Source organism: Stenotrophomonas sp. 2694, from assembly GCF_040548715.1.
GTDB lineage: Bacteria > Pseudomonadota > Gammaproteobacteria > Xanthomonadales > Xanthomonadaceae > Stenotrophomonas > Stenotrophomonas indicatrix.
This window is the reverse complement of sequence record NZ_JBEPSG010000020.1, coordinates 12,592-37,259: the sequence shown is the minus strand read 5'-3', so window position 1 is coordinate 37,259 and position 24,668 is coordinate 12,592. Positions and strand designations below refer to the sequence as shown.

Below are 24,668 nucleotides of genomic sequence, written 5' to 3'. Positions count from 1 at the left end.
GGTTACTCCGCCAGATCCTGCGGCGAGATGTCGTCCACCAGCCGGCCGTGGTCGAGGATCAGCACGCGCTTGCGCATGTGGCGCAGCAGCGGCAGGTCATGGCTGACCACCAGCACGCTGGTACCGCGTGCGGGCAGCTCGGCAAACAGGGACATGATCTCGGCTGCCAGGGTGGGATCGAGGTTGCCGGTCGGCTCGTCGGCCACCAGCAGCTTGGGCTCGCCGACGATGGCCCGGGCGATGCCGACGCGCTGCTGCTCACCGGCCGACAGCTGCGAGGGCAGCGCCTTTTCGCGGTGGCCAAGGCCCATGCGCTCGAGCACCGAACGCACGCGCTTGTTGATGTCGCCACGGCGGGTACCGCGCAGGATCAGCGGCAGGGCCACGTTCTCGGCGATGGAGCGGTCCATCAGCAGGCGGTGGTCCTGGTAGACCGCGCCGACCGCGCGTCGATGCCGCGGCACATCGCCGCCGCGCACCTTCAGCAGGTTGCGCTCGTCGAACATCACCGCGCCGCGGCTGGGCCGCTCGTCGAGGTGGATCAACTTGAGCAGGGTGCTCTTGCCCGCCCCGGAGTGACCGGTGACGAACAGCATTTCGCCCGGCGCGACCTCGAAGCTGACATCGGTCAGGGCTTCGTGGCCACCGGCGTACTGTTTGCTGACATTGTCGAAGCGCAGGACACTCATGCCCCGATTATGCAGGACCGGCGCGACGGCGTGGAGATGCCGGGGCGATGGTGGGTGCCGACCGTTGGCCGGCACGCCCCGAAAGCCACCCGACCAACGGTCGGGTGCTACCGCACCGATCAGCTGCCGGACAGCATCCGGCGGATCTTGCGGCCGATACGGGTCAGGAACGAGTCGCCGGCATCGGCGCTGGTACGCACCGGCTTGGCCACCACCTGCACCGGGGTAACCGGGCTGGCGCCGTTGCCGGCGTTGCTTGCCACACCTTCGGCGCCCTCGACCGGACGGCCGTGGCGACGACGACGACGCTTGCGCGGCTTGCGCTCGCCGTCCACCGCACCTTCCGGCGCAGCTTCAGCGCGCGGCGGACGCGGGGCCTGCACGGCGGCAGCTTCAGCCGTCACTGCACCCTCGACTGCGGCGGCAGCAACCTGCTCACCTTCCACACGCGGCTTGCGCGGGCCACGCGGACGGCGTTCGCCGCTGCGCTCGCCATCGCGGCCACCACGCCCAGCGCCAGCACCACTGCCGGAACGACCGCCACTACGGCCGCCGCCACGACGCTCTTCCTCGGCGGCGCGCGCTTCGCGTGCTTCGCGGAAGATCTGGCCGACGCTTTCGTTCTCGTCGCCTTCCTCGCCCGGTGCCGGGGCGGCACGCTCAGGGCGCGGCAGCGAAGTCAGGATCTCGCTGGTGACCGCTTCGACCGGGATCTTCTGTTCGATGTAGGCCTCGATGTCCGGCAGGCCCATCGCATAGCGCTCGCAGGCGAAGCTGATGGCATCGCCTTCCTCGCCCAGGCGGGCGGTACGGCCGATGCGGTGCACGTAGTCTTCGGCGTCGAACGGCAGGTCGTAGTTGTAGACGTACTTGATGCCGTCGATATGCAGGCCGCGGGCGGCCACATCGGTGGCCACCAGGATTTCCAGCTGGCCCTTCTGGAAGCGGTTGAGCAGGCTCTCGCGCTTCTTCTGCGGCACGTCGCCGGACAGCACGCCGACGCGGTAGCCGGAACGCTCCAGCGAACGGGCCACGCGCTCGACGAACACCTTGGTGTTGACGAAGACCATGGTGCGTGCGCCTTCGCTGCGCGACAGCAGGCCCAGCAGCAACGGGATCTTCTCTTCGTCGGCCGGGAAGTAGATGCGCTGGCGCACGCGCGCGGCGGTGATGGTCTCGGCTTCGACCACCAGCTTCTGCGGCTCGTTCATGTGCTCATAGGCCAGCTCGAGCACGCGGTGGCTCAAGGTGGCGCTGAACAGCAGGGTCTGCCGGGTGGAGCGCTCGGGCATGCGGCGCAGCAGGAAGCGGATGTCCTTGATGAAGCCCAGGTCGAACATGCGGTCGGCTTCGTCCAGCACGCAGATCTCGCAGGCGTGCAGCGACACCACCTTGTGCTGCTTGACGTAGTCGATCAGGCGGCCGGGGGTGGCGATGATCACGTCCACGCCCTGCTGCAGGATCTCGCGCTGCTTGTCGTAGTCAACGCCGCCGTAGACCAGCGCGAAACGCAAACCCAGGTCCGAACCGAACTTGACCGCATCCTTGTGGATCTGGATGGCCAGTTCGCGGGTGGGGGCCAGGATCAGCGCGCGCGGGTCTTCCGGCTTGCGATCGGCCAGTGCCGGGCGGGTCAGCAGGCGGTTCACGACAGCGACCAGGAAGGCCAGCGTCTTGCCGGTGCCCGTCTGGGCCTGGCCGGCGACGTCGCCACCGGGCAGCGCGACCGGCAGGGTCAGCGCCTGGATGGGCGTGCAGCGGGTGAATCCGGCTCCTTCAAGACCGGCCTGCAGGGCCGGATGCAGATCAAAGGAGGAAAAAGTCAAATCGGTCAGCGGTTTGTCGCTCATGTGTCCGTCTTGGTATGGCCACGCGCCTGCGGGCGGCGGCACTGAAATCTGTCTGGGGCTCCGTCGCAAACTGCGGCCCCTGCGGCGGGTCGGGCTGGCCGGGACCCCTCGGGTCCGCGCGCCGCACAATGCCCCAGTTTACCGCACTCGGGCCAGCAAACCGGAATCGGGCGTCTCACAGCTTACGGAGACGCACTTCTTCACCCCGCAGTACCGCGCTTGAACAGCGGCGCGGGCTCCCATGGCCTACCGCGCCAGCACCCCCATTTCAGCCATGGACAGTGACATCGGACACATACCGGGCTCAGCATCGATCACGATACGCTGGGTTCCAGCCAGCATCTGTCCCTGCCCTGCGATAGGGGTACACTGCCGGCCGTGAGCGTCCAGGCATCCCGCCGAACGCACCGTGGCAGTCCGCCGCGAGGCAACGACGAGGGTCACGCCACCGGGCATGGCCCAGTTCACCCACCTCCGGCCTGGCCGGGTGCAATCCAAGACGAGAAACCAAGATGAGCGACAAGGTTGTACACGTCGGCGATGCCGACTTTGATAGCGCCGTACTGAATTCCAAGGAACCGGTGCTGGTCGATTTCTGGGCCGAGTGGTGTGGCCCGTGCAAGATGATCGCCCCGGCGCTGGATGAACTGGCCGATGCCTACCAGGGCCGCGCCAAGATCGCCAAGGTCAACGTGGACAACAACCGCGCCCTGGCCGCCAAGTACCACGTGCGTTCGATTCCCTACCTGGTCGTCTTCAAGGACGGCGAGAAGGTGGGCGAGCAGATCGGTGCCGTTGGCAAGGCCCAGCTGGCCGGCCTGCTGGACAAGGCCCTGGCCTGATCCCGCGCTTTCCGGCAGCCGTTTTCGACGGCTGCCGGGCAGGCGCCCCGGCGCCTGACTGAATACCGTATCCGGCGACCCTTGCGTGGCGCCGCGGGCCGATGATAGTGTCGGCACATCCGGCCGCGTTCGCGTGCCGCATCTTCTGGACGCAGTTTCTTCCAGACCCATTCCCAATGTTCGCCGCCCCAGCCGGGCGCTCGCACCTTCAAGCGAGGAATAACGCTCTTGTCCGATAACACTCCCGAAACCGGTAGCGCTGATGCGCCCGCCGAAAAGCGCGTGCGCAAAGCCCGCGTAACCAAGGCTGCCGCTCCGGCCGCCGCCGAAACCAGCGCCGCCCCTGCGCAGCCTGCCCTGCCGCTGGCAGCCGCGCCCGAGGCGCCGGCACCGGCCGCAGCGCCTTCCGCGCCGAGCGCACCCGCCGCCGAGGCCCCTGCCAGCAGTGGCGGCGGCGAAGGTGGCGAGGGCCGCGAATCCGGCCAGCCGCGGCAGTCGCAGCAGAACAACCAGGGCGGTGGCCAGAACCAGAACCCCTACAACCAGGGCGGTCAGCAGGGCCAGCAAGGCCAAGGCAACCGCCGTGACCGTTTCCGCAACCGCCGCGACCGTGATCGCAATGGCGGCGGTGGTGGTGGCGGTGGTGGCAACGGCGGTCGCTTCCGCGACGACGGCATGCCCAACGACAACGGCGAACAGCAGCCGTTCGTACCGCGTCCGCACGCCAACGTCCCCGAAGGCTTCCCGGTCTATTCGCTGAGCGACCTCAAGCGCATGCCGGCCCAGAAGCTGCTGGAGATCGCCGAGCAGCTGCAGATTTCCGAAGGCGTGGCCCGTGCCCGCAAGCAGGACGTGATCTTCGCGCTGCTGAAGGTGCTGACCCGCCACGGCGACGGCGTTGCCGCCGACGGCGTGCTGGAAATCCTGCCGGACGGCTTCGGCTTCCTGCGCGCGGCCGAGGCCAGCTACCTGGCCGGCCCGGACGACACCTACATTTCGCCCAGCCAGATCCGCCGCTTCAACCTGCGTACCGGCGACCACCTGTCCGGCCGCATCCGCTTCCCGAAGGACGGCGAGCGCTACTTCGCGCTGTCGATCGTGGACACCATCAACGGTGAGCCGCTGGAAGCGTCGAAGAACAAGGTGCTGTTCGAGAACCTGACCCCCCTGTTCCCGCGTCGCCGCTTCACCCTGGAGCGCGGCAACGGTTCGTCGGAAGACATCACCGGCCGCATCCTCGACCTGATGGCGCCGCAGGGCAAGGGCCAGCGCTCGCTCATCGTGTCCCAGCCGAAGGCCGGCAAGACGATGATGATGCAGCAGGTGGCCACGGCCATCACCACCAACCATCCGGACGTGCACCTGATCGTGCTGCTGATCGACGAGCGCCCGGAAGAAGTGACCGAAATGCAGCGCACCGTGCGCGGCGAGGTCATCAGCTCGACCTTCGACGAACCGGCCGCGCGCCACGTGCAGGTGGCCGAAATGGTCATCGAGCGTGCCAAGCGCCTGGTCGAGCACAAGAAGGACGTGGTGATCCTGCTCGACTCGATCACCCGCCTGGCGCGAGCCTACAACAACGTCGTGCCGAGCTCGGGCAAGGTGCTGACCGGTGGTGTGGACGCCAACGCCCTGCATCGCCCCAAGCGCTTCTTCGGTGCCGCGCGCAACGTGGAAGAAGGCGGCAGCCTGACCATCATCGCCACCGCGCTGGTCGATACCGGCTCGAAGATGGACGAGGTGATCTACGAAGAGTTCAAGGGCACCGGCAACAGCGAAGTGCACCTGAGCCGTCGCATCGCTGAAAAGCGCGTGTTCCCGGCCATCGACATCAACCGTTCGGGCACCCGTCGCGAAGACCTGCTGATCGAGCCGGAGCTGCTGCAGAAGATCTGGATCCTGCGCAAGCTGCTGCATCCGATGGATGAAATGACGGCGATGGAATTCCTGCTCGACAAGATGAAGAACACCAAGTCCAACGACGAGTTCTTCGGTTCGATGAAGCGCTGATCGCGCGGCATTGATGGAATACGGAAAGGCCCCGCAGTGCGGGGCTTTTTCTTTGGGTGGCGGCAGGACAAACGGCTTCACTTCGCGACTCGTTGATTTGGCGATAATCTGCGGGACAAATGCCTGACTCTCCGCCCCGGCCGCGCTGGCCGGGCCGCCGATTCCCGCTGTTGCCCCATCCGGAGGATCCGGCGGGTCCAGCCCTGCCCGATCCTTCAACCGCATGCGCACACTGTCTCCCCGGCTCAACCTGGGCAAGCTGATCCTTGCCCTGGCCCTGCTCAGCGCCGTCATCGCCCTGGCCAATACGCTGCTTGCCAGCTATCGCGTGCAGCGCGACCAGCTGGTGGGCAACACCCTGGAAGCCAACCGCGTGTACGCCACCAAGCTGGCCGAGACCACGCAGAACTTCCTGCTGGCCGCGCAGCAGCAGCTGGCCTATGCCGCCACCCGGCTTGGCGACAGCGACATGGATCCGGCCCAGGCGCAGGATGAGGCCCGTCGCCTGCAGCTGCAGTCCAGCAGCTTCAACTCCTCGCTGGTGGTGGCCAACGACGGGCGGGTGATCGCGACCTCGCCGCAGAGCCTGCAGCTGCAGGGCGAGATCCTGCGCAGCGCTGGCAACAAGGCAGCGTTGGAACGGCGCCAGCCGATGATCAGCGATCCCTACCAGTCGGCCACCGGCAAGCTGCTGATCTCGATCTCGCACCCGGTGTTCGACCGCAGCGGCCACTACCGCGGCTATGTCAGCGGCACGCTGTACCTGCGCCAGCGCAGTGCGCTCAATACCCTGCTGGGTACGCACTACTACCGCGACGGTTCCTACCTGTACGTGGTGGATCGCCATGGCCGCCTGATCTACCACATCAATCCCCAGGAAGTGGGCACGTATGCGCTCAGCAACCCGGCCGTGAAAGCGGTGATGCGCGGCCAGCGTGGTGCGCAGCAGGTGCGCAACAACCACCGGGTAGCGATGCTGGCCGGTTACGCGCCCGTCGCGGCAACCGGCTGGGGCATCGTCGCGCAGCGCCCGACCGAGGCGACGCTGCAGCCGCTGTCACGGCTGATGTCGGCGGTGATCTGGAATGCCATTCCGCTGGGCGTGTTGTCGCTGCTGATCACCTGGTGGTTCGCCCGCCGCATTTCGTTGCCGCTGTGGCAGCTGGCGCGCAACGTGCAGGACGGCGAAGATACCGGCAACGCGATCAGCCACGTCAATGGCATCCGCGCCTGGTACTTCGAGGTGGCGCAGCTGAAACAGGCGGTGCTGTACAGCTTCAATGCGCTGCAGGACCGGATCGGCACGCTCAACCGCGCCAGCCGCACCGATCCGCTGACCGGACTGCTCAACCGCCGCGGGTTGCAGCAGGCGCTCGACGTGCTGCAGGCGCAGGGCCTGCCGTTCGCGATCCTGGCGCTGGACATCGACCGTTTCAAGTCGATCAATGACGGCCACGGTCATGACATCGGAGATGCGGCCATCGTGCACATCGCCGAACAGATGCGCCGCCATTCGCGCGAGACCGACGTGCTGTGCCGCGCCGGTGGCGAGGAGTTCCTGGTGCTGTTGCCGGGCGTTGGCATCGAAGCGGCCCGGCAGACCGGCGAGCGCCTGCGACAGGCCATCGCCGACGAACCGTTCGCTCCGGTGGGCACCATCACCGTGTCACTGGGCGTGGCCCACTTCCCCAGTTTCCATACCGATCCGGAACAGGCACTGCGCTTGGCCGACAAGGCCCTGTACCTGGCCAAGGAACAGGGCCGCAACCGGGTGGTGGTATACCCGCACGCCGATTGAGCACATCGATTCGAGCGGGATGCGCCGGGGCAGGCCCGGCGCATCCCGCAATGACGCATCAGCCCAGCGGGGTCAGCAGGCGCGGGCCTTCCTGCGCACGACCGACCATGTACACACCGCCTTCGGGCAGCAGGTCGCTTCCGGCGGCCAGGGTTTCCTCGCCGGTCTTCCACGGCGCCTGCTGGCGCGGGCCGGGAATGTACGCGCTCCAGCGGCCGTAACGCTCGCTCTGCTTGTCGAAGAAATAATTGACCGGCACGCGCACGGTCCAGAAGTCCCGGTCCTTGTCCTCGCCGGTAGTGGGCGGGTTGAAGGTCCATTCGCGGGCGCTCCTGACGCTGGCCTTGGCAAGCACGTCGCGCAGCTGGTTCATCGTACGCTCGGGACCGACCACGGTCAGGTTGGTCTGCTCGGCAATTACGTCAGCTACCTTGCCATCACGCCCGACCTTGACCAGAAGCATGACAGTGCCCTGCCCGCGGATCGATGCCGCCTGCGGTGGGTAGACCGGTGCGCGCGTCTTCGCTGCGGTGACGTCATCGGTGCTCGGCGCACTGGATCCGCCGAGCTTGCCGAAGCGGGCATCAACCACCCGTACCTGCATGCTGTTGCCCTCCATGTTGCCGGCAATCAGACGCAGGTGGACGGTAGTACGGGCAGGCATCGGCTTGCCGTCGACCAGCGTCGGCTCAAAGCGCCAGCTCTGCACCGCCTTGTCGACGAACCCCGCTACGCCAGCATCAACCTTCTCGCGACGATCGAGCTGGAACCCTTCAACCTGGCCTTCGCGGCCGATGTCGATGACCCCGCTGAGGGTCATGCTGGCCTCGGCCTGCCTGCGTACCTCGCGCGCGGTCTGTGCATCGGCGGTATCGATCAGGGCGCCACCGCCAGACACCGCAAGGGCCAGTGCCAGGAAAAGAGAAGAACGCATCATTGCCGATCCTTGGTGATGAAAGTGCCGAGATTACCCGAGTTCCTCGCCGTCGGCGCGGCCAATCACGCCAACCGCTGCGCAGCCGAATACGGTGGCGTGTCCGGATAATCGCCCGCCGCAAAGCGCGCCTGCAGCCCCTGCCACCAGGCGGGATCGAACAGGTGGCGATAGTGCTCGCGCACCGCTGCCAGTTCCTGCCCGGGCAAGCCCATGAACGGCCCGAACCGCTCAGGGAAAACATCGCGCGGACCGACATGGAACCAGGGCTCATCGGCCATCGCTTCTTCCGGAGAGCTTGGCTTGGGCCAGGCCCGGAATACGCAGTCGCTGACCAGGCACAACTCGTCGTAGTCGTAGAACACGGCACGGCCGTGGCGCGACACGCCGAAGTTCTTCGGCAGCATGTCACCGGGGAAGATGTTGTTGCGCGCCATGTCGGTGATCGCCTGCGCGTAGTCGAGTACCGCTGCGCGCACGGCCTCGCCAGCCTGTTCGCGCAGATAGAGATTCAATGGCCGGAAGCGACGCTGCACGTAGCACAACGCGATCTCCACCTCGTCGCCATCCACGCGCACGCTCTGCGCGCACTGCTGCAGCAGCTCGTCCAGCAGCACCGGGGCGAAGCGTTCGCGCGGGAAACGCAGATGCCGGTAGGGCTGTGCGTCAAGCAGGCGACCGACACGGTCGAGGTTGAACACCAGGGCGTACTTCTCCTCCACCTGCTGCCGCGACATCGTCTTGGGCCAAGCGAAACGATCGCGGATCAGCTTGAACACCAGCGGGTAACTGGGCAGGGTGAACACCGCCATGACCATGCCCGGCGTGCCTTCGGCATGCGCCAGACGCTCGTTCGGGTGTTCATTGAAGTGGCGGAAGAACGTCCGGTAGCGCTCGGTCTTGCCCTGTTTGGCGCGTCCGAGCACGGTATAGATCTCGTCGATCGGCTTGCCCGGCAGCAGGCTGCGCAGGAACACCACCGCATCGCCAACCGTACCCAGGTCAGCCTGGAAATAGCTGCGCGACACGCCGAACAGATGGGCCACATCGCGACGCCGGGTCAGCACGGCATCGGCGCGCAGGCCCTGGTCGTCATTGACCAGCGCGATCACGCACGGCGAGAAACGGTGTTCACCGAACACGCGCCCGACCAGATAGGCGCGACGCTCGCGGTAGAACACGGTATCGAGCAGCTCGATGCTGCGTACCGGCGTGTCGCCCCAGTGCGCCAGATCGTCCTGCAGGCGCACGGCGATGGCGGCGGCACAGCGCAACTGGTGCGCATACGGAACATCGAAGCGGTAGTCGGCCAGCACCCGTTGCAGTGCCTCTACCGGCCGCGTCGGCGAGACCGCGTAGGTGTGGCGCGCCACCGGATGGGTGATCGCATCGGAGGGCTCGACATCGAAGGCGATGAACTCCACTTCCGGGTCCACACCGCGGATGGCGAACAGCCGTCGCGACAACGTGTTGTAGAAGGTCTTGTAGAGCTCGGCGTCGATCAGGCCCTGCAGCAGGGCACTGAAGTGCGCGTGCACCTGCAGCCACAGCGCGCGTTCGCTGATGGCGTCACCGGCCAGCCGCCGCAGCGCATCCATCTGCTCGGCGATGCACTGGTCGTACAGGGCGATGCGCTCCACCGCATCGTGGCGCGCCGCCGCCCAGTCGCGCTGCTGGAAACGCAGCCGGGCACGCGCCGTGATCGCGGCAAAGCGGGCGTGATACTGCTCGAAACCATCGCGGATGGCCTCGGCGATGCGCGGTGCCAGTTCGGTTGCAGTGACAGGATCGGACATGCACGTCGTATCCGGGGAAACCGACCTCACCATACGCTGGCGTGGGGTAGCTTGTGTAGAGCCGAGCCACGCTCGGCTGCTGCTGCCTCAGAGAACCAGACAAACGCAACCATTCCTACAGACCCCGGGCGACTGCATTGCCTACTCTTTCAGGCCCATAACGGCATGAGGTGACGCATGCAGCAAATGACCCTGATCCCACGCATGGAGGAAGGCAACGTAATCCCGCAACGGGTACGCGACGGCTACATCAGCGCGACGGCGCTCTGCCAGTCAGTGGGCAAGCGCTGGTCGGACTATCGGTCGCTGAAATCCACCGGTGAGTTCATCGAGGAGCTGACCCTGCAGACCGGCCTCCCGGAGGACCAGCTCATCCATGTGGTGTCCGGGGGCAATGCGGCGATGCAGGGCACCTGGATCCACCCTTACCTGGCCATCAATCTCGGCCAATGGTTGTCACGCAAATTCGCGGTGAAGGTGTCGCAATGGGTGGTGGAATGGCAGCAGGGTCGGGCGAACGCCGTCATGCCCGCCCACATCGAGCGCTACATGCAGAACCGCTCGAAAGTGCCCTACACGCATTTCTCGATGTTGAACGAGCTGACCCTGAACCTGATCGCGCCACTGGAGCAGGCGGGCTATACGCTGCCGCAGGAGCTAGTTCCGGACATCTCCGAGGGCCGGCTGTTCTGCAAGTGGCTGCGCGATCACAAGGGCATCGAGCCCAACACCTTCGACACCTATGAACACAGCTATCCAGACGGCCGCAACGTGCAGGCAAAGCTCTATCCGAACGAGCTCTACGAAGACTTTCGCCGGCACTTCAACGAGACCTGGCTCCCACTGCACGCGCCCAGATACTTTGCTGCGCGCGACAGGCAGGCGCTGACGTTCGTACGCACGCTTCTGCTGCCTTCGACATGACATCACAGCGGACCGATCCCTGGGCTGCCGTGCAGCACCAGGGATCGGTCCCACCGAGCCGGCTCAGATCGCCAGTTCGGCCTCCACGTCCTGCACCTTGCGCCGCGCCAGGGCGAGGTTGGACTTGGTCCGGTCCAGCACGATGTAGAAGAACAGGCCCTTCTTCTTCGCCACCGGGCGCATGATGTGATACGCCTTGCCGAGCGAGATCAGGATGTCCTCGATGCCATCGTTGAGGTTGAGCGAGGCGGCGGTTTTCATCTTCGCGCGGATCACTTCGGTGTTGCCGGCCGCCGCCACTTCCATGTCCATGCCCGAACCGGCCTCGCCCAGCAGCATGCCGCTTTCGTAGTCGACCAGCGCCACGGCCTGCGCGCCATCGATACCCATCAGTGCAGTCAACGAATCATTCAATCCAGCCACGTTGCACCCCTCTCAATGTTGGTTCGAGCCCCTCGTTCCCCTGCGGCCGGGCTCACGATCCGCTGAGTTCGGCCAGGATCGCCTGGCCACATTCCCTGCTCTGCCACAGCACCTGGCCGATCACGCTGCGCTGGTCGCAGGCCGCCATCAGCAGCAGCGGCGCTCGCCCCTCGGCCTGGATGGCCAGCATCAGTACCTTGCCGCCGGCGGCCTCCAGCATCAGCGTCTGCAGATCGCCCAGTGCCAGTTCGCGTCCCACTGCTGCGGCCAGGGCCAGCATTGCGCTGGTCATCGCCGCCAGGCGTTCGCCGCGCCCGTCCGCACCAGCACTGACCAGGGCAAAGCCATCGACGCTGGCCAGCACCACGGTCCGCACCCCTTCCACCCGCTGCTGCAGGTCCTGCAGCAGCGGCTGCAGGCGCTCGCGCTGCTGCGCGTCCGGCAACGGCGCGCCTTGTCCATCAGCCATGTGCGGCCACCAGTGCATGCGCTTCCATTTCGCTCATCAATACGTCCATCAGCAGCAGTCCTTGTTCGCGATCGCGGGCATCCACCGCCAGCAACGGCAGCGGCTGGCCATCGAGCCGGGCGCGCTCGGCCCAGTCATCCAGTGCCGCTGCCGGCACCTGGTCAAGATGGGTCACCGCCACCACCAGGGCCAATGCCGGACCGAACGGGCGCAGCACCTGCAGGTAGGCGTCCAGCTCAGCGGCCACCCCGGCACGGCGCGCGTCCAGTAGCAACACCGCACCGCGCGCACCCTGCAGCAGGATCGGCCACAGGAAATCAAAGCGCTGCTGGCCAGGCGTGCCATACAGGCGCAGCCTCTCGCCGTTGGGCAGGTCGATATCGGCGTAGTCCAGCGCCACCGTGGTCGAAGCCTTGTCGGCACCCGCGCGGTCGCTGTTGGCTACGTCGGTGTCGACCACCGCACCGGCGGCGATGCTGCGTACCAATGTCGACTTGCCGCTGCCCATGCCACCGAGCACCACCACCTTGTGCTCACGCATCGCGGTCACTCCCGCGCAGCGTGCGCCACAGGCGTGCGAGCAGGCCGTTGTCAGCAGTGTTGGCACGCGCACCCGCCAGCGGTACTGCAGGTGCGACCTGCAGCTGCGCATAGCCGCACAGGTAGGCGGCGTGGATGAAATCGCGCACGGCGGCGGCGGGAAGATCCAGCAGCATCGCGCATTCGTCCACCGTGCAGGCACGCTTGAGCAGCAGCGAACAGAGACGGAAGCCATCGTGATCGTGGCCGAGCACGCGGAAGTCCGGCCAGCGCAGCAGCTTCACCGACGCCCCGCGCAGGCGCTCATCCAACGCCTGCCAGTGACGGCTGCGCTGCGCCCATTGCCACAGCAACGGACGCAACGGCAGTCGCGTGCGGTCACCCGCCAGTGCCTGCAGCTGCGCCGGCAGCAGCGCATCCAGATACAGGTGCTCGAAGCCCTGCGCCAGCCGTTCCACCAGCACCGTAGCCGGCTCGTGCAGCAGCACCGCCTGGTCCTGTTCCAGATCCAGCAGCAGCAGCGGCTCTCCACCCTCGCCCAGCAGCGCCTGGCCCTGCCGCGATGGCAGCCGCTCGCGCAGCAGGCGGGTGATCGCATGCGCGCCGTCAGCCAGGCGGATCGGTGTCGCGTCGGTGCCGGTCTGCATGCCGCGCAGCGCCCGTCCTATCGCGCCATCATCCAGTACGTCCTGGCCGCCATCGCCTTCGCGCAACTGGCCGCCGAGGTCCTCGATCCAGCAGTGCAGGCGCGGGCGCTGCTGGCGCATGCGCAGTGCCGCGTTGCGCAGCGCCGGCGTATCGCGGATCACCAGCAGATCGCAGTCGTCCAGGTCCTGGCTGCGGCGGATCTGCCCGTCCGGCAGCGCCGAGGCCAGCCGCAGCCTCTGCAGCAGGGCCTGTTCGCCCTGGATGTCGGTTCCCACTACGAGCACGCGTGCCATCCGTGTTCCCCGTGCGACCACCTCCCCGGCGGTCTCGCATCGCCAAGGCTAGGCCATGGCTTGCCGCCATCGTCGTGATCGACTGCTCATATTGGTGGCAGTGGTGAACATGCATGCATCCGTTCTGCGACGGCCATCGCGGGCAAGTTTCATGCCGTGTTGACGGCGTTCCGACAGATGACGGATTTCACGGTTCCGGGCCCGAGTACATCCACGCCATGGGTGGGGTCAGATCCCTCTGCGGTACAGAGGGATCTGACCCCAGGCCCGCAAAAAAGAAACCCGCGCCGAGGCGCGGGTTTCTTTCCAGGTCTCAACCGGGCGGCGATGAATCAGCCGCGCAGCTGCTCCAGCGCGGCATTGAAGGTCGCGCTCGGACGCATCGCGGCAGCGGCCTTGGCCACATCCGGACGGTAGTAGCCGCCGATGTCCACGGCCTTGCCCTGCACCGCGATCAGCTCGTCAACGATCTTCTGCTCGTTGTCGGCCAGCGCCTTGGCCAGCGGAGCGAAGCGTGCCTGCAGTGCGGCATCTTCGTTCTGCGCTGCCAGGGCCTGCGCCCAGTACAGGGCGATGTAGAAGTGGCTGCCACGGTTGTCGATGCCACCGAGCTTGCGCGACGGCGACTTGTCGTTGTCCAGGAACTGGCCGTTGGCCTCGTCCAGTGCCTTGGCCAGCACGCGGGCGGCAGCGTTGTCGTAGCGGTTGCCCAGATGCTCCAGCGACGCGGCCAGGGCCAGGAACTCACCCAGCGAATCCCAGCGCAGGTAGTCCTCTTCGACGAACTGCTGCACGTGCTTCGGCGCCGAACCGCCAGCACCGGTCTCGAACAGGCCGCCACCGGCCATCAGCGGGACGATCGACAGCATCTTGGCGCTGGTGCCCAGCTCCATGATCGGGAACAGATCGGTGAGGTAATCGCGCAGCACGTTGCCGGTCACCGAAATGGTGTCCTCGCCCTTGCGGATGCGGGCCAGCGAGAAGGTGGTCGCTTCCACCGGCGGCAGGATGCGGATATCCAGGCCGGTGGTGTCGTGGTCCTTCAGGTACGTCTCGACCTTGGCGATGACCTGCGCGTCGTGGGCGCGGGCGGCGTCCAGCCAGAACACGGCCGGGGTGCTGCTCAGGCGCGCGCGTTCGACGGCCAGCTTGACCCAGTCCTGGATCGGCGCGTCCTTGGTCTGGCACATGCGCCAGATGTCACCGGCTTCCACGGCGTGTTCGAACACCACGTTGCCGGCCTCGTCGGTGACCTTGACCACGCCGTCGGCAGCGATCTGGAAGGTCTTGTCGTGCGAGCCGTACTCTTCAGCCTTCTGCGCCATCAGGCCGACGTTGGGCACCGAGCCCATGGTGGCCGGGTTGAAGGCACCGTTGCTGCGGCAGTCGTCGATGACAGCCTGGTACACGCCGGCATAGCAGCGGTCCGGAATGACCGCCTTGGTGTCCTGCAGCTTGCCTTCGGCATTCCACATCTTGCCGGAGTCGCGGATCATCGCCGGCATCGAGGCGTCGACGATCACGTCGCTCGGCACGTGCAGGTTGGTGATGCCCTTGTCCGAGTTGACCATGGCCAGGCCCGGACGCTGCGCGTACTCGGCCTGCAGGTCGGATTCGATGGCGGCACGGGTGGCTTCGGGCAGCGACGGCAGGCGCGCGACCAGATCACCGATGCCGTTGTTGGCATCGAAACCTGCCTGCTTGAGCGTGTCGGCGTGCTTGGCGAGCACGTCCTTGTAGAACTCGTTGACGACCACGCCGAACATGATCGGGTCGGAGACCTTCATCATGGTCGCCTTCAGGTGCAGCGAGAACAGCACGCCCTGCGACTTGGCGTCTTCGATCTGCGCATCGATGAAGGCGGCCAGCGCCTTGCGGCTCATCACTGCCGCGTCGACGATCTCACCGGCCTTGACCGCGGTCTTTTCCTTCAGCACGACGGTGCTGCCGTCCTTGCCGTGCAGGGTGATCTTCAGCGCGCCGGCGTTGGCCAGGGTGGCCGACTTCTCGCTGCCGTAGAAATCACCCGCGTCCATGTGCGCAACGTGCGACTTCGAATCGGACGCCCAGGCGCCCATGCGGTGCGGGTGCTTGCGGGCGTAGTTCTTCACCGACAGCGGCGCGCGCCGGTCGGAATTGCCTTCGCGCAGCACCGGATTGACTGCGCTGCCCTTGACCTTGTCGTAGCGCGCCTTGTAGTCGCGCTGCTGGTCGTCGGCCGGGGTTTCCGGGTAATCCGGCAGCGGATAGCCCTGGTCCTGCAGTTCCTTGATGGCGGCCTTCAGCTGCGGCACCGAGGCGGAGATGTTCGGCAGCTTGATGATGTTGGCGTCGGGGGTGGTCGCCAGCTGGCCCAGCTCGGCCAGGTCATCGTTGACCTTCTGCGCATCGCTCAGCAGTTCCGGGAACAGCGACAGGATGCGGCCGGACAACGAGATGTCACGGGTTTCCACTGCGATGCCCGCGGTGGAGGTATAGGCGTCGACGATCGGCAGCAGCGACTGGGTGGCCAGGAACGGTGCTTCGTCGGTCAGCGTGTAGAGGATCTTGGACATGGGGGACTTGGACTCTGTAGCAGTGCTCAGGGGAAGGCCGGCGCCAGCGCCGGGCCACGTGCAACCGTGTCACTTTCCCCGCCGCCGTCAGGGTGGGCGCGCGCCGGGGAAACCCCTGCATTGTCGCGTTTTCAGCCGCGCGGGGCAAAGCCGTGCCATACGCGGCGGTACTGCACGCCGGCAACGCTGTGATCCATCCACGCATGGCGTGGGTCTGCGGAAACAGCCCCGCGCGAGGATCGGCCAGGTGTCTGCACCTGTAGATCCACGCCATGCGTGGATGAGGCCTTCCCGCAACGCCACCAACAAAAAAGGACGCAGCCTCGCGGCTGCGTCCATCGTGAGTCCAACCGGGAGAGAGTCGGCGGGACTTACTTGACCTCGAACTCCTGCGGCGTTCCGGCCGCCTTACCATCAACCATGACTTCGGCGCGGTACTTGCCGGCCGGCCAGCCATTGGCATTCTTGAAGGTGATGTTGGTGGTCTCTGCACCGCTGGTGTTCAGGGTTGCGTTCTGCTCACCGGCCACCTGGCCATCCTGGAAGGTCAGCTTGGCGCCGACGGTGACATTGTTGGCCGCGCCATCGGTCTTCACCGAGACGATGACATCGTCCTTCGGCGCGAACAGGGCGGCCGTGGTGACCGACTTGTCAGCTGCGGCGGTCTTGCCGACAGTGACCGCCGATACCGCTACGGCCGATGCAGCCATCGGCGGCGGTGCGCCGGTCATCGGCGCGGGCGCCTCGGCCGGCGTGGTTGCCGCCGGAGCCGCGTTGTTGTCTGCGGTTTCTTCCTTCTTCTTGCAGCCCACCAGGGCGACGCTGCCCAGCAGCGCGGCCAGCAGGGCATTCTGAAGCGGGGTCGTCTTGATCATTCGGGGTTCCTCCAAGGATTGTTCGGACGGCGATTGGATCGCCGGTATTACTTCGGCGGCAGTTTCAGGGTCTGGCCCGGGAAGATCTTGTCCGGGTCGTCGAGCACATCGCGGTTGGCTTCGAAGATCTTCTTCCAGGCGTTGGCATCGCCCAGGTGCTGCTTGGCGATCTTCGACAGCGAATCACCCTTCTGCACGGTGTAGGTGCCACCGCTGACCACCTCGGCGGTACTGTCCACCGAAGCACTGACGCCGGAAAAGTCCGCCTTGGGGACCTGCTGGGCGGTACTGTCGACGCTGCCACTGACGCCGGAGAAATCGGCTTTCTTCTCGGTACTCATCCACACACTCCCGTCTGTATGACTACATGGCTGGCACGGTGTCATAGAGGTTGTTAAATGGGGATGGTGCCGATGTGAAGCCACCCCCCGGGGCGGCTGAACAATCGGGGCCCAACCGGTAGCGCCGGGCCATGGCGGGCGGCTCTGCATATGGCCGCTGCGCTCGCCGGGCATGGCCCGGCGCTATCTGTAACCGCCTGCGGCGGTTACTGCCGCAGTTCGCGGTAGGTCGCGGCCGGGGCGGCAATGTCAGGGCTGGCGCGCCACGGGTTGATGTCCAGGCCACCGCGACGGGTATAGCGGGCTTCGACTTCCAGCCACTGCGGCCGGCAGCGCGCAGACACTTCACTGAAGATGCGCTCGACGCACTGCTCATGGAACTCGGCGTGCTCGCGGTAGCTGACCAGGTAGCGCAGCAGGCCGGCACGATCGATCTGCGGGCCGCGGTAGCGCAGGCTGACAGTGGCCCAGTCCGGCTGCCCGGTGACCGGGCAGTTGGACTTCAGCAGGGCCGAGACCAGGGTCTCCTCCACCAGCGCATCGGCGTTGGCCGACAGGTAGTCCGCCTGCGGCGGGCCATAGCAGTCGATGTCCACCTCAAGGCCGTCGATCGACTCGCCCAGCGGTGATTCGCGCAACGCCGGCAGGCCGAACGTGACCTGGACCGGGGCGCCGGCGCAGGCCGACAGGTCGGCGACGAGGCGCTCGCGCAGGGCTTCGGCACTGTCGATGCGGGTGCTGTTGAGGGAGTTCAGGTACAGCTTGAACGACTTCGATTCGATCAACCGCGGCGAGGTGCACGGCACCTGCACGGTGGCGACGGCGACCTGCGGTTTGCCACGCAGGTCAAGCCAGCTCAGCTCGAAGGCGTGCCAGCGGTCATGGCCGACGAAGGGCAGCGCGGCCTCGTCCAGACCGATCTCGGCACGGGCGCCGACGCGCGGGATGGGAAACAGCAGGCCGGGATCGTACTGCGACGGGTAACTGACCTCGCGACCGAGGCTGGAATCCTGTGGGGTGTTCATGGCGCTTATTGTATCGCGCGCAGAGCGGGCCTTCGGCCGGGTCGGCCAACGGCGGAGCCCCTCCGTGGCGGGGTTGGTTGGTCGGCAGAGCGGTCTATCGGGTTGGCCGGGAGGGTGGGTTGGCTGGGGGACGCCGTGAATACGTCCTTGTAGGCTCGGGCGCGCCATGCATGGCGCTTACGCCCCCAGCCCACCCACCCTCCCGGCCACGGTCAAATTCCCGCGCCACCACGGGAAAGATCAGGAAAATCAAAATCAAAAACCGATGCTTCAGACGTTCATGATGTCCGCCGTGTCGACCAAGGTCGACACCTACCAAAGCAGGATGTCGTTCCGACAGCCGCGGGAAGCTGTCGAAGGCGGGGTGGGTCCGGTTGCGGGGGTGTCCGCGGCATGGATGCCGCGGCCAAGCCCCCATGGACGGGTTTACGGCGTCCCCCGCAACCGGACCCACCCTGCCATCCCACGGATAGCCCGCTTCTGCTGTTGCTGTTGCTGTTGCTGTTGCTGTTGCTGTTGCTGTTGCTGTTGCCGGCCAGCGGCCGGCACTACCGCTTCGGCGGGTGCAGGGCGCAGCCCTGCCGGAAACCCTCAACCCGCCGGGGTGCCCGCACCATGCAGATAATCCAGGCTCACCTGCAGCAGCGCACGGAATCCGACATCCAGCGCCTTCTCATCCAGCAGGAACTTCGGCGAATGGTTGGCCGGCGCCGTCGCCGGGTCGATGCCCACGCTGGTGGAACCGACGAAGAAGAACATGCCCGGCACTTCCTTGGCGTACAGCGAGAAATCCTCCGCGCCCATCTGCAGCGGCGGCTCGTACACGTTGTCCTTGCCCACCACCGCCTGCAGGCTCGGCAGCATCTTCGCGGTCAGCGCCGGGTCGTTCACCGTGGCCGGGTTGCCTTCCGATTCGTAGATGTCGGTCACCGCCTTGGCCCCATGCGCGGCAGCGGTGTGGTCGGCCACGTTGCGCAGATCGGCGAAGATCTGCTGGCGCATGCCTTCGTCGAAGGTGCGGATGGTGCCGACCATCTCCACTTCATCGGGAATGATGTTGTAGCGGATGCCGCCGTTGATCGCGCCGAAGGTCAGCACCGCCGGCTGCTTGGACAGGTTGGCGCGGCGGCTGACGATGGTCTGTGCGGTGCCGATCAGATCAGCAGTGGCCACGATCGGATCCACGCCGTTCCACGGTGCCGAGCCATGGGTCTGGCGGCCGATCACCTTGATGCCGAAACGATCGGACGCGGCCATCAGCGGGCCACCGCGCACCGCGATCTGCCCTGCCTGCACGCTGGAGAACACATGCAGGCCGAACACCGCCTCGGGCTTGAAGTCGGCAAACAGGCCTTCCTTCAGCATCAGCGCCGCACCGCCCTCTTCCGGCGGCGGCGCACCTTCTTCGGACGGCTGGAAGATCAGCATCACCTGGCCCGGCAGGTCCTTCTTCATCGCCACCAGCGCTTCGGCCACGCCCAGCAGGGTGGCAGTGTGCGCGTCATGGCCACAGGCATGCATCACGCCTACGGTCTGCCCGCGGTACTGCGCGGTGGCCTTGGAAGCGAACGGCAGGCCGGTCTGCTCGGTCACCGGCAGTGCGTCCATGTCCGCGCGCAGGGCGATCTTCGGCCCCGGCTTGCCGCCTTCGATGATCGCCACCACGCCGTGGTGGGCAATGCCGGTCTTCGGCTTCAGGCCCATCGCGCGCAGGCGCTTGGCGACCTCGGCGGAGGTGCGCTCCTCGCGGTTGGACAGTTCCGGGTGCTGATGGAAATCGCGGCGCCATTCAACCACCTTGGCCTGCAGGCGCTGTGCGGCAGCGGTCACTTCCGGGCGCTGTGCGTCCTCGGCGTGGGCAAGGGACGGCAGGGCCAGCAGCAGGGCGGACAGCAGCAACGAACGGCGCATCTCGATCTCCACGGAAGGGGTCTGCACCTGAATGTAGGGCAACCTTGCCGTTACGGGAACCTCCAGCGTCGTCCATCTGTCAGAGCGCCCGTCCCATCCGTCATGCAGGAAACCCGGTGGGCCACAGGTATGCTTTGCGCATTGCCACCCGGGGTGCCACCCCGTCCAGCCCTCTTGGAGTCTTGAATGTCACGTGTTTGGAAGATCGTGCTGCTGGTCGTGGCGGTACTGGTGCTGGCCGTGGTTGGCCTGCGCGTACTCGGTGGCGGCAAGGACAAGGCTGCCGGGCAGCAGGCAGGCGTCGGCCAGGGGGGCGAAGATCCCGATGCCGGCCCGGTGCCGGTGACCGTGGTCGATGCCGCGCGCCAGGACGTGCCGGTGTATGCCAGCGCGCTGGGCACGGTGACCGCGATGAACACCGTGACGGTCAGCCCGCAGGTGGGCGGCCAGCTGATGAGCCTCAATTTCCGCGAAGGCCAGGAAGTGAAGAAGGGCGACGTGCTGGCGGTGATCGACCCGCGCACCGCCCAGGCCAGCTATGACCAGGCCGTTGCATCCAAGCGCCAGAACGAAGCCCTGCTGGCCACCGCACGTTCGAACTACCAGCGCTCGAACGCGCCGGAGTACCGCCAGTTCGTGGCCAAGACCGATCTGGATACACAACGAAACCAGGTGGCACAGTACGAAAGCGCAGTGGCGGCCAATGAAGCCAGCATGCGTTCGGCGCAGGTGCAGCTGCAGTACACCCGGGTCACCGCGCCGATCACCGGTATCGCCGGCATCCGCGCGGTCGACGCCGGCAACGTGGTCAACGCCGGTACCGCACTGGTCACCCTGACCCAGATCCATCCGATCCACGTGCTGTTCAACCTGCCCGAACGCCAGCTCGGCGACGTGCGCCAGGCGCAGGCCGCCGGCAGCGTGCCGATCGCAGCGCTGGACCGCGCCGATTCGCACGTGCTCAGCGGCGACGGCAAGCTGGACGTGGTCGACAACCTGATCAGCGCCGACAGCGGCACCTTCAAGGCACGCGCGGTGTTCGACAACACCGACAACGGCCTGTGGCCGGGCCAGTTCGTCAATGTGCGCATGCAGCTGCGCACCATCGGCGGCGGCGTGGTGATCCCGACGCAGGCAGTGCTGCGTGGCCCGGACGGCGAGTACGTCTACGTCGTGCAGGGCGACAACACGGTGAAGATGCAGACCGTGCGCAGTGGCGTGGAAGTGGGCGACAGCCAGGTGCAGATCGCCGAAGGCCTGAAGGGCGGCGAGCGCGTGGTCAGCGAAGGCCAGTTCCGCCTGAAGCCGGGCAGCAAGGTGACCGCGCTGAAGCCGGGTGAGACCCCGGCCGCACCGACCGAGGCCGAACTGAAGGCCGCCGAACAGAAGAGTGGCGGCGGCCGCCGCGGTGGTGGCCCGCGCTGAGCGCAGGCCCCTGCTCTTCCCCGCGCCGGCGATCCCGCCGGCGCTGCCATTGAAGTGCCAGCAAGGATCAGTCCGTGGGCTTTTCGACGATCTTCATCCGCCGCCCGATTGCCACCTCGCTGTTGATGGCGGGCTTGTTGCTGCTGGGCATCCTCGGTTACCGCAAGCTGCCGGTGTCGGCGCTGCCGGAAATCGATGCACCCAGCCTGGTGGTGACCACGCAGTACCCCGGTGCCAACGCCACCACCATGGCCTCGCTGGTGACCACGCCGCTGGAGCGCCAGTTCGGGCAGATCTCCGGGCTGGAACTGATGACCTCCGATTCCTCGGCGGGGTTGTCGACGATCATCCTGCAGTTCTCGATGGACCGCGACATCGACATCGCCGCACAGGACGTGCAGGCGGCGATCCGCCAGGCCACCCTGCCCTCGTCGCTGCCGTACCAGCCGGTCTACAACCGGGTGAACCCGGCCGACGCGGCCATCGTCACCCTCAAGCTGACCTCCGATACGCGGCCGCTGCGCGACGTCAACAACTACGCTGACTCGATCCTCGCCCAGCGCCTGTCGCAGGTGCAGGGCGTGGGCCTGGTGTCGATCGCCGGCAACGTGCGTCCGGCCGTGCGCATCCAGGTCAATCCGGCGCAGCTGTCCAACATGGGCTTGACCCTGGAAGAGCTGCGCAGCGCGCTCACCCAGGCCAACGTCAATGCGCCGAAGGGCTCGCTGAACGGCAAGACCCAGTCCTACAGCATCGGCACCAACGACCAGCTGGCCAGCGCCGCCGAGTACCGCGACACCATCATCAGCTACAAGAACGGCCGCCCGGTGCGGCTGTCCGACGTGGCCGAAGTGATCGATGGCGTGGAGAACGACCAGCTGGCGGCATGGGCCGACGGCAAGCCGGCCGTGCTGCTGGAAGTGCGCCGGCAGCCGGGCGCCAACATCGTGCAGACCGTCGAGCGCATCCGCGCGCTGCTGCCGCAGCTGCAGGGCGTACTGCCGGCCGACGTGCACCTGGAGGTGTTCTCCGACCGTACCGAAACCATCCGCGCCTCGGTGCATGAAGTGCAGTTCACCCTGATCCTGACGATCGGCCTGGTGGTGGCGGTGATCTTCGTGTTCCTGCGCCGGTTCTGGGCCACCATCATTCCCTCGGTGGCAGTGCCGTTGTCGCTGGCCGGCACCTTCGCGGTGATGGCCTTCACCGGCATGTCGCTGGACAACCTCTCGCTGATGGCGCTGGTGGTGGCCACCGGCTTCGTGGTCGACGATGCGATCGTGATGATCGAGAACATCGTGCGCTACATCGAACAAGGCAAGAGCGGCAAGGAGGCGGCCGAGATCGGTGCGCGCCAGATCGGCTTCACCGTGCTGTCGCTGACGGTTTCACTGGTGGCGGTGTTCCTGCCGCTGCTGCTGATGCCCGGCGTCACCGGCCGCCTGTTCCACGAGTTCGCCTGGGTGCTGAGCATCGCCGTGGTGCTGTCGATGCTCATCTCGCTGACGCTCACCCCGATGATGTGCGCCTACCTGCTCAAGCCCGATGCGCTGCCCGAGGGCGAAGACGCGCACGAACGTGCGGCCGCGGCCGGCAAGCAGAACCTGTGGACGCGCACCGTCGGCCTGTATGAGCGCAGCCTGGACTGGGTGCTGGAACACCAGCCGCTCACCCTGGCCGTGGCCGCAGCCGCGCTGGTACTGACCGTGCTGCTGTACGTGCTGATTCCCAAGGGCCTGCTGCCCGAGCAGGACACCGGCCTGATCACCGCCGTGGTCCAGGCCGACCAGAACATCGCCTTCCCGCAGATGGAGCAACGCACCCAGCAGGTGGCCGAAGCGCTGCGCAGGGATCCGGACGTGACCGGCGTATCGGCCTTCATCGGTGCCGGCAGCATGAACCCCACGCTCAACCAGGGCCAGCTGTCGATCGTGCTGAAAGAGCGCGGCGAACGTGATGGGCTGGAAGACATCCTGCCGCGCCTGCAGAAATCCGTCGCCGGTATTCCCGGCGTGGCGCTGTACCTGAAGCCGGTACAGGACGTGACCCTGGACACCCGCGTGGCCGCCACCGAGTACCAGTACTCGCTGTCGGACGTGGACAGCGCGGAAGTCGCGCTGCAGGCCAACCGCCTGACCCAGGCGCTGCGCCAGCGCCCGGAACTGGCCGACGTCGACAACAACCTGTCCAACCAGGGCCGCGCACTGGAACTGAACATCGACCGCGACAAGGCCAGCGTGCTGGGCGTGCCGATGCAGACCATCGACGACACCCTCTACGATGCGTTCGGCCAGCGCCAGATCTCGACCATCTTCACCGAGCTCAACCAGTACCGGGTGGTGCTGGAAGTGGCGCCGCAGTTCCGCACCAGCACCGCGCTGATGGAACAGCTGGCGGTCGCCTCCAACGGCGCCGGCGCCCTCACCGGCACCAACGCGACCAGCTTCGGCCAGGTCACCTCGTCCAACTCGTCGACCGCCACCGGTATCGGTGCGCAGAACACCGGCATCACCGTCGGTGCGGGCGGCATCATCCCGTTGTCGGCGCTGGCCGAGGCGAAGGTTTCCAGCGCGCCGCTGCTGGTCAGCCACCAGCAGCAGCTGCCTGCGGTGACGGTTTCCTTCAACGTCGCGGCGGGCTATTCGCTGTCCGATGCGGTCAAGGCCATCGAAGAGACCAAGGCCAGCCTGGACATGCCGGCGCACGTGCATGCGCAGTTCATCGGCAAGGCCGCTGAATTCACCGGCAGCCAGACCGACGTGGTGTGGCTGCTGCTGGCCTCGCTGGTGGTGATCTACATCGTGCTGGGCGTGCTGTACGAGAGCTACATCCACCCGATCACGATCATCTCGACCCTGCCGCCGGCCGGCGTCGGTGCGCTGCTGGCATTGATGGTCTGTGGCCTGAGCCTGTCGGTGGACGGCATCGTCGGCATCGTGCTGCTGATCGGCATCGTCAAGAAGAACGGCATCATGATGGTCGACTTCGCCATCGAGGCGCGGCGCACCGGCGCCAACGCGCGCGAAGCCATCCGCCGCGCCTGCCTGCTGCGCTTCCGCCCGATCATGATGACCACCGCTGCAGCCATGCTTGGCGCGTTGCCGCTGGCGCTGGGCACCGGCATCGGCTCGGAACTGCGTCGGCCGCTGGGCATCGCCATCGTCGGCGGCCTGCTGCTGTCGCAGCTGGTAACCCTGTACACCACGCCGGTGATCTACCTGTACATGGAACGCTTCTCGGAATGGCTCGCCCGTCGCCGCGAACAGCGTGCGCTGCGCGATGGCACGGTGCAGGAGCCGCAGGCATGACCCTGGCCCCGC

At 66.6% G+C, this 24,668-nt stretch carries 19 protein-coding genes; 6 read left to right on the top strand and 13 right to left on the bottom strand.

The window, feature by feature from the left end:
* Window positions 1-2: 2 nt before the first annotated feature.
* Both ftsE and rhlB read right to left on the bottom strand, forming a co-directional pair.
* Window positions 3-689 carry a cell division ATP-binding protein FtsE gene (gene ftsE, locus ABIA73_RS17650; protein ID WP_025878609.1) on the bottom strand — a complete coding sequence of 229 codons (687 nt, stop codon included), beginning with the start codon at window positions 687-689 and terminating at the stop codon, window positions 3-5.
* Window positions 690-808: 119 nt separating this feature from the next.
* A complete protein-coding gene (gene rhlB / locus ABIA73_RS17645; RefSeq protein WP_080149704.1) occupies window positions 809-2,539 on the bottom strand; it encodes an ATP-dependent RNA helicase RhlB in 1,731 nt (576 codons plus the stop codon).
* A gap of 512 nt (window positions 2,540-3,051) precedes the next feature.
* On the opposite strand from rhlB, the gene trxA reads away from it, so the two are divergent.
* From trxA to ABIA73_RS17630, 3 genes are all read left to right on the top strand, one after another.
* Window positions 3,052-3,381 carry a thioredoxin gene (gene trxA / locus ABIA73_RS17640; protein ID WP_025878607.1) on the top strand — a complete coding sequence of 110 codons (330 nt, stop codon included), beginning with the start codon at window positions 3,052-3,054 and terminating at the stop codon, window positions 3,379-3,381.
* 228 nt (window positions 3,382-3,609) lie between these two features.
* A complete protein-coding gene (gene rho / locus ABIA73_RS17635; protein WP_033832384.1) occupies window positions 3,610-5,391 on the top strand; it encodes a transcription termination factor Rho in 1,782 nt (593 codons plus the stop codon).
* Window positions 5,392-5,614: 223 nt separating this feature from the next.
* Complete coding sequence (locus ABIA73_RS17630; protein WP_354276087.1) at window positions 5,615-7,189, top strand: sensor domain-containing diguanylate cyclase; 1,575 nt, start codon at window positions 5,615-5,617, stop codon at window positions 7,187-7,189.
* Window positions 7,190-7,247: 58 nt separating this feature from the next.
* On the opposite strand, the gene ABIA73_RS17625 is transcribed toward ABIA73_RS17630, so the two are convergent.
* The gene (locus ABIA73_RS17625) at window positions 7,248-8,123 is read right to left on the bottom strand and encodes an energy transducer TonB (protein ID WP_256993988.1); all 876 of its coding nucleotides are present in this window, start codon (window positions 8,121-8,123) and stop codon (window positions 7,248-7,250) included.
* A 65-nt stretch (window positions 8,124-8,188) separates the two neighbouring features.
* On the bottom strand, window positions 8,189-9,919 hold the full coding sequence (gene aceK, locus ABIA73_RS17620; protein ID WP_025878603.1) for a bifunctional isocitrate dehydrogenase kinase/phosphatase: 1,731 nt from the start codon (window positions 9,917-9,919) through the stop codon (window positions 8,189-8,191).
* A 177-nt stretch (window positions 9,920-10,096) separates the two neighbouring features.
* On the opposite strand from aceK, the gene ABIA73_RS17615 reads away from it, so the two are divergent.
* A complete protein-coding gene (locus ABIA73_RS17615; RefSeq protein WP_100436997.1) occupies window positions 10,097-10,843 on the top strand; it encodes a KilA-N domain-containing protein in 747 nt (248 codons plus the stop codon).
* Between the two features lie 63 nt (window positions 10,844-10,906).
* Here ABIA73_RS17615 and ABIA73_RS17610 read toward each other — a convergent pair whose 3' ends face one another.
* The 9 genes from ABIA73_RS17610 to ABIA73_RS17570 all read right to left on the bottom strand — a co-directional run bounded on the left by ABIA73_RS17610 (window position 10,907) and on the right by ABIA73_RS17570 (window position 19,923).
* Window positions 10,907-11,266 carry a hypothetical protein gene (locus ABIA73_RS17610; RefSeq protein WP_025878601.1) on the bottom strand — a complete coding sequence of 120 codons (360 nt, stop codon included), beginning with the start codon at window positions 11,264-11,266 and terminating at the stop codon, window positions 10,907-10,909.
* Window positions 11,267-11,318: 52 nt separating this feature from the next.
* The gene (locus tag ABIA73_RS17605) at window positions 11,319-11,735 is read right to left on the bottom strand and encodes a roadblock/LC7 domain-containing protein (RefSeq protein WP_132823927.1); all 417 of its coding nucleotides are present in this window, start codon (window positions 11,733-11,735) and stop codon (window positions 11,319-11,321) included.
* Window positions 11,728-12,276 carry a GTP-binding protein gene (locus tag ABIA73_RS17600; RefSeq protein ID WP_025878599.1) on the bottom strand — a complete coding sequence of 183 codons (549 nt, stop codon included), beginning with the start codon at window positions 12,274-12,276 and terminating at the stop codon, window positions 11,728-11,730. Before ABIA73_RS17600 ends, ABIA73_RS17605 begins: the two co-directional genes overlap by 8 nt.
* The gene (locus tag ABIA73_RS17595; RefSeq protein ID WP_059065350.1) at window positions 12,269-13,216 is read right to left on the bottom strand and encodes a hypothetical protein; all 948 of its coding nucleotides are present in this window, start codon (window positions 13,214-13,216) and stop codon (window positions 12,269-12,271) included. The genes ABIA73_RS17600 and ABIA73_RS17595 overlap by 8 nt, the downstream gene beginning before the upstream one ends.
* Before the next feature lie 332 nt (window positions 13,217-13,548).
* On the bottom strand, window positions 13,549-15,771 hold the full coding sequence (locus tag ABIA73_RS17590) for an NADP-dependent isocitrate dehydrogenase (RefSeq protein WP_336032611.1): 2,223 nt from the start codon (window positions 15,769-15,771) through the stop codon (window positions 13,549-13,551).
* Window positions 15,772-16,142: 371 nt separating this feature from the next.
* Window positions 16,143-16,646: a hypothetical protein gene (locus ABIA73_RS17585; protein WP_025878596.1), complete on the bottom strand. Its 504-nt coding sequence runs from the start codon at window positions 16,644-16,646 to the stop codon at window positions 16,143-16,145.
* A gap of 47 nt (window positions 16,647-16,693) precedes the next feature.
* On the bottom strand, window positions 16,694-16,987 hold the full coding sequence (locus tag ABIA73_RS17580; RefSeq protein WP_025878595.1) for a LysM peptidoglycan-binding domain-containing protein: 294 nt from the start codon (window positions 16,985-16,987) through the stop codon (window positions 16,694-16,696).
* Between the two features lie 206 nt (window positions 16,988-17,193).
* Window positions 17,194-18,012, bottom strand: coding sequence for an NADPH-dependent 7-cyano-7-deazaguanine reductase QueF (queF, locus tag ABIA73_RS17575; protein WP_354276086.1), 819 nt, complete (start codon window positions 18,010-18,012; stop codon window positions 17,194-17,196).
* A gap of 591 nt (window positions 18,013-18,603) precedes the next feature.
* On the bottom strand, window positions 18,604-19,923 hold the full coding sequence (locus ABIA73_RS17570) for a M20 family metallopeptidase (protein ID WP_080149909.1): 1,320 nt from the start codon (window positions 19,921-19,923) through the stop codon (window positions 18,604-18,606).
* Window positions 19,924-20,109: 186 nt separating this feature from the next.
* On the opposite strand from ABIA73_RS17570, the gene ABIA73_RS17565 reads away from it, so the two are divergent.
* Together ABIA73_RS17565 and ABIA73_RS17560 are read left to right on the top strand one after the other, a co-directional pair.
* Window positions 20,110-21,348, top strand: coding sequence for an efflux RND transporter periplasmic adaptor subunit (locus tag ABIA73_RS17565; protein ID WP_059065356.1), 1,239 nt, complete (start codon window positions 20,110-20,112; stop codon window positions 21,346-21,348).
* 74 nt (window positions 21,349-21,422) lie between these two features.
* The gene (locus ABIA73_RS17560; RefSeq protein WP_025874642.1) at window positions 21,423-24,656 is read left to right on the top strand and encodes an efflux RND transporter permease subunit; all 3,234 of its coding nucleotides are present in this window, start codon (window positions 21,423-21,425) and stop codon (window positions 24,654-24,656) included.
* The last annotated feature ends 12 nt before the right edge of the window (window positions 24,657-24,668 follow it).

What these genes read in the sequence shown, in the direction of transcription:
- ftsE (WP_025878609.1), bottom strand. Translation starts at nt 689, where the DNA reads ATGAGTGTCCTGCGCTTCGACAATGTCAGCAAACAGTACGCCGGTGGC.
- rhlB (WP_080149704.1), bottom strand. Translation starts at nt 2,539, where the DNA reads ATGAGCGACAAACCGCTGACCGATTTGACTTTTTCCTCCTTTGATCTG.
- trxA (WP_025878607.1), top strand. Translation starts at nt 3,052, where the DNA reads ATGAGCGACAAGGTTGTACACGTCGGCGATGCCGACTTTGATAGCGCC.
- ABIA73_RS17630 (WP_354276087.1), top strand. Translation starts at nt 5,615, where the DNA reads ATGCGCACACTGTCTCCCCGGCTCAACCTGGGCAAGCTGATCCTTGCC.
- ABIA73_RS17625 (WP_256993988.1), bottom strand. Translation starts at nt 8,123, where the DNA reads ATGCGTTCTTCTCTTTTCCTGGCACTGGCCCTTGCGGTGTCTGGCGGT.
- aceK (WP_025878603.1), bottom strand. Translation starts at nt 9,919, where the DNA reads ATGTCCGATCCTGTCACTGCAACCGAACTGGCACCGCGCATCGCCGAG.
- ABIA73_RS17615 (WP_100436997.1), top strand. Translation starts at nt 10,097, where the DNA reads ATGCAGCAAATGACCCTGATCCCACGCATGGAGGAAGGCAACGTAATC.
- ABIA73_RS17605 (WP_132823927.1), bottom strand. Translation starts at nt 11,735, where the DNA reads ATGGCTGATGGACAAGGCGCGCCGTTGCCGGACGCGCAGCAGCGCGAG.
- ABIA73_RS17600 (WP_025878599.1), bottom strand. Translation starts at nt 12,276, where the DNA reads ATGCGTGAGCACAAGGTGGTGGTGCTCGGTGGCATGGGCAGCGGCAAG.
- ABIA73_RS17595 (WP_059065350.1), bottom strand. Translation starts at nt 13,216, where the DNA reads ATGGCACGCGTGCTCGTAGTGGGAACCGACATCCAGGGCGAACAGGCC.
- ABIA73_RS17590 (WP_336032611.1), bottom strand. Translation starts at nt 15,771, where the DNA reads ATGTCCAAGATCCTCTACACGCTGACCGACGAAGCACCGTTCCTGGCC.
- ABIA73_RS17585 (WP_025878596.1), bottom strand. Translation starts at nt 16,646, where the DNA reads ATGATCAAGACGACCCCGCTTCAGAATGCCCTGCTGGCCGCGCTGCTG.
- ABIA73_RS17580 (WP_025878595.1), bottom strand. Translation starts at nt 16,987, where the DNA reads ATGAGTACCGAGAAGAAAGCCGATTTCTCCGGCGTCAGTGGCAGCGTC.
- queF (WP_354276086.1), bottom strand. Translation starts at nt 18,012, where the DNA reads ATGAACACCCCACAGGATTCCAGCCTCGGTCGCGAGGTCAGTTACCCG.
- ABIA73_RS17570 (WP_080149909.1), bottom strand. Translation starts at nt 19,923, where the DNA reads ATGCGCCGTTCGTTGCTGCTGTCCGCCCTGCTGCTGGCCCTGCCGTCC.
- ABIA73_RS17565 (WP_059065356.1), top strand. Translation starts at nt 20,110, where the DNA reads ATGTCACGTGTTTGGAAGATCGTGCTGCTGGTCGTGGCGGTACTGGTG.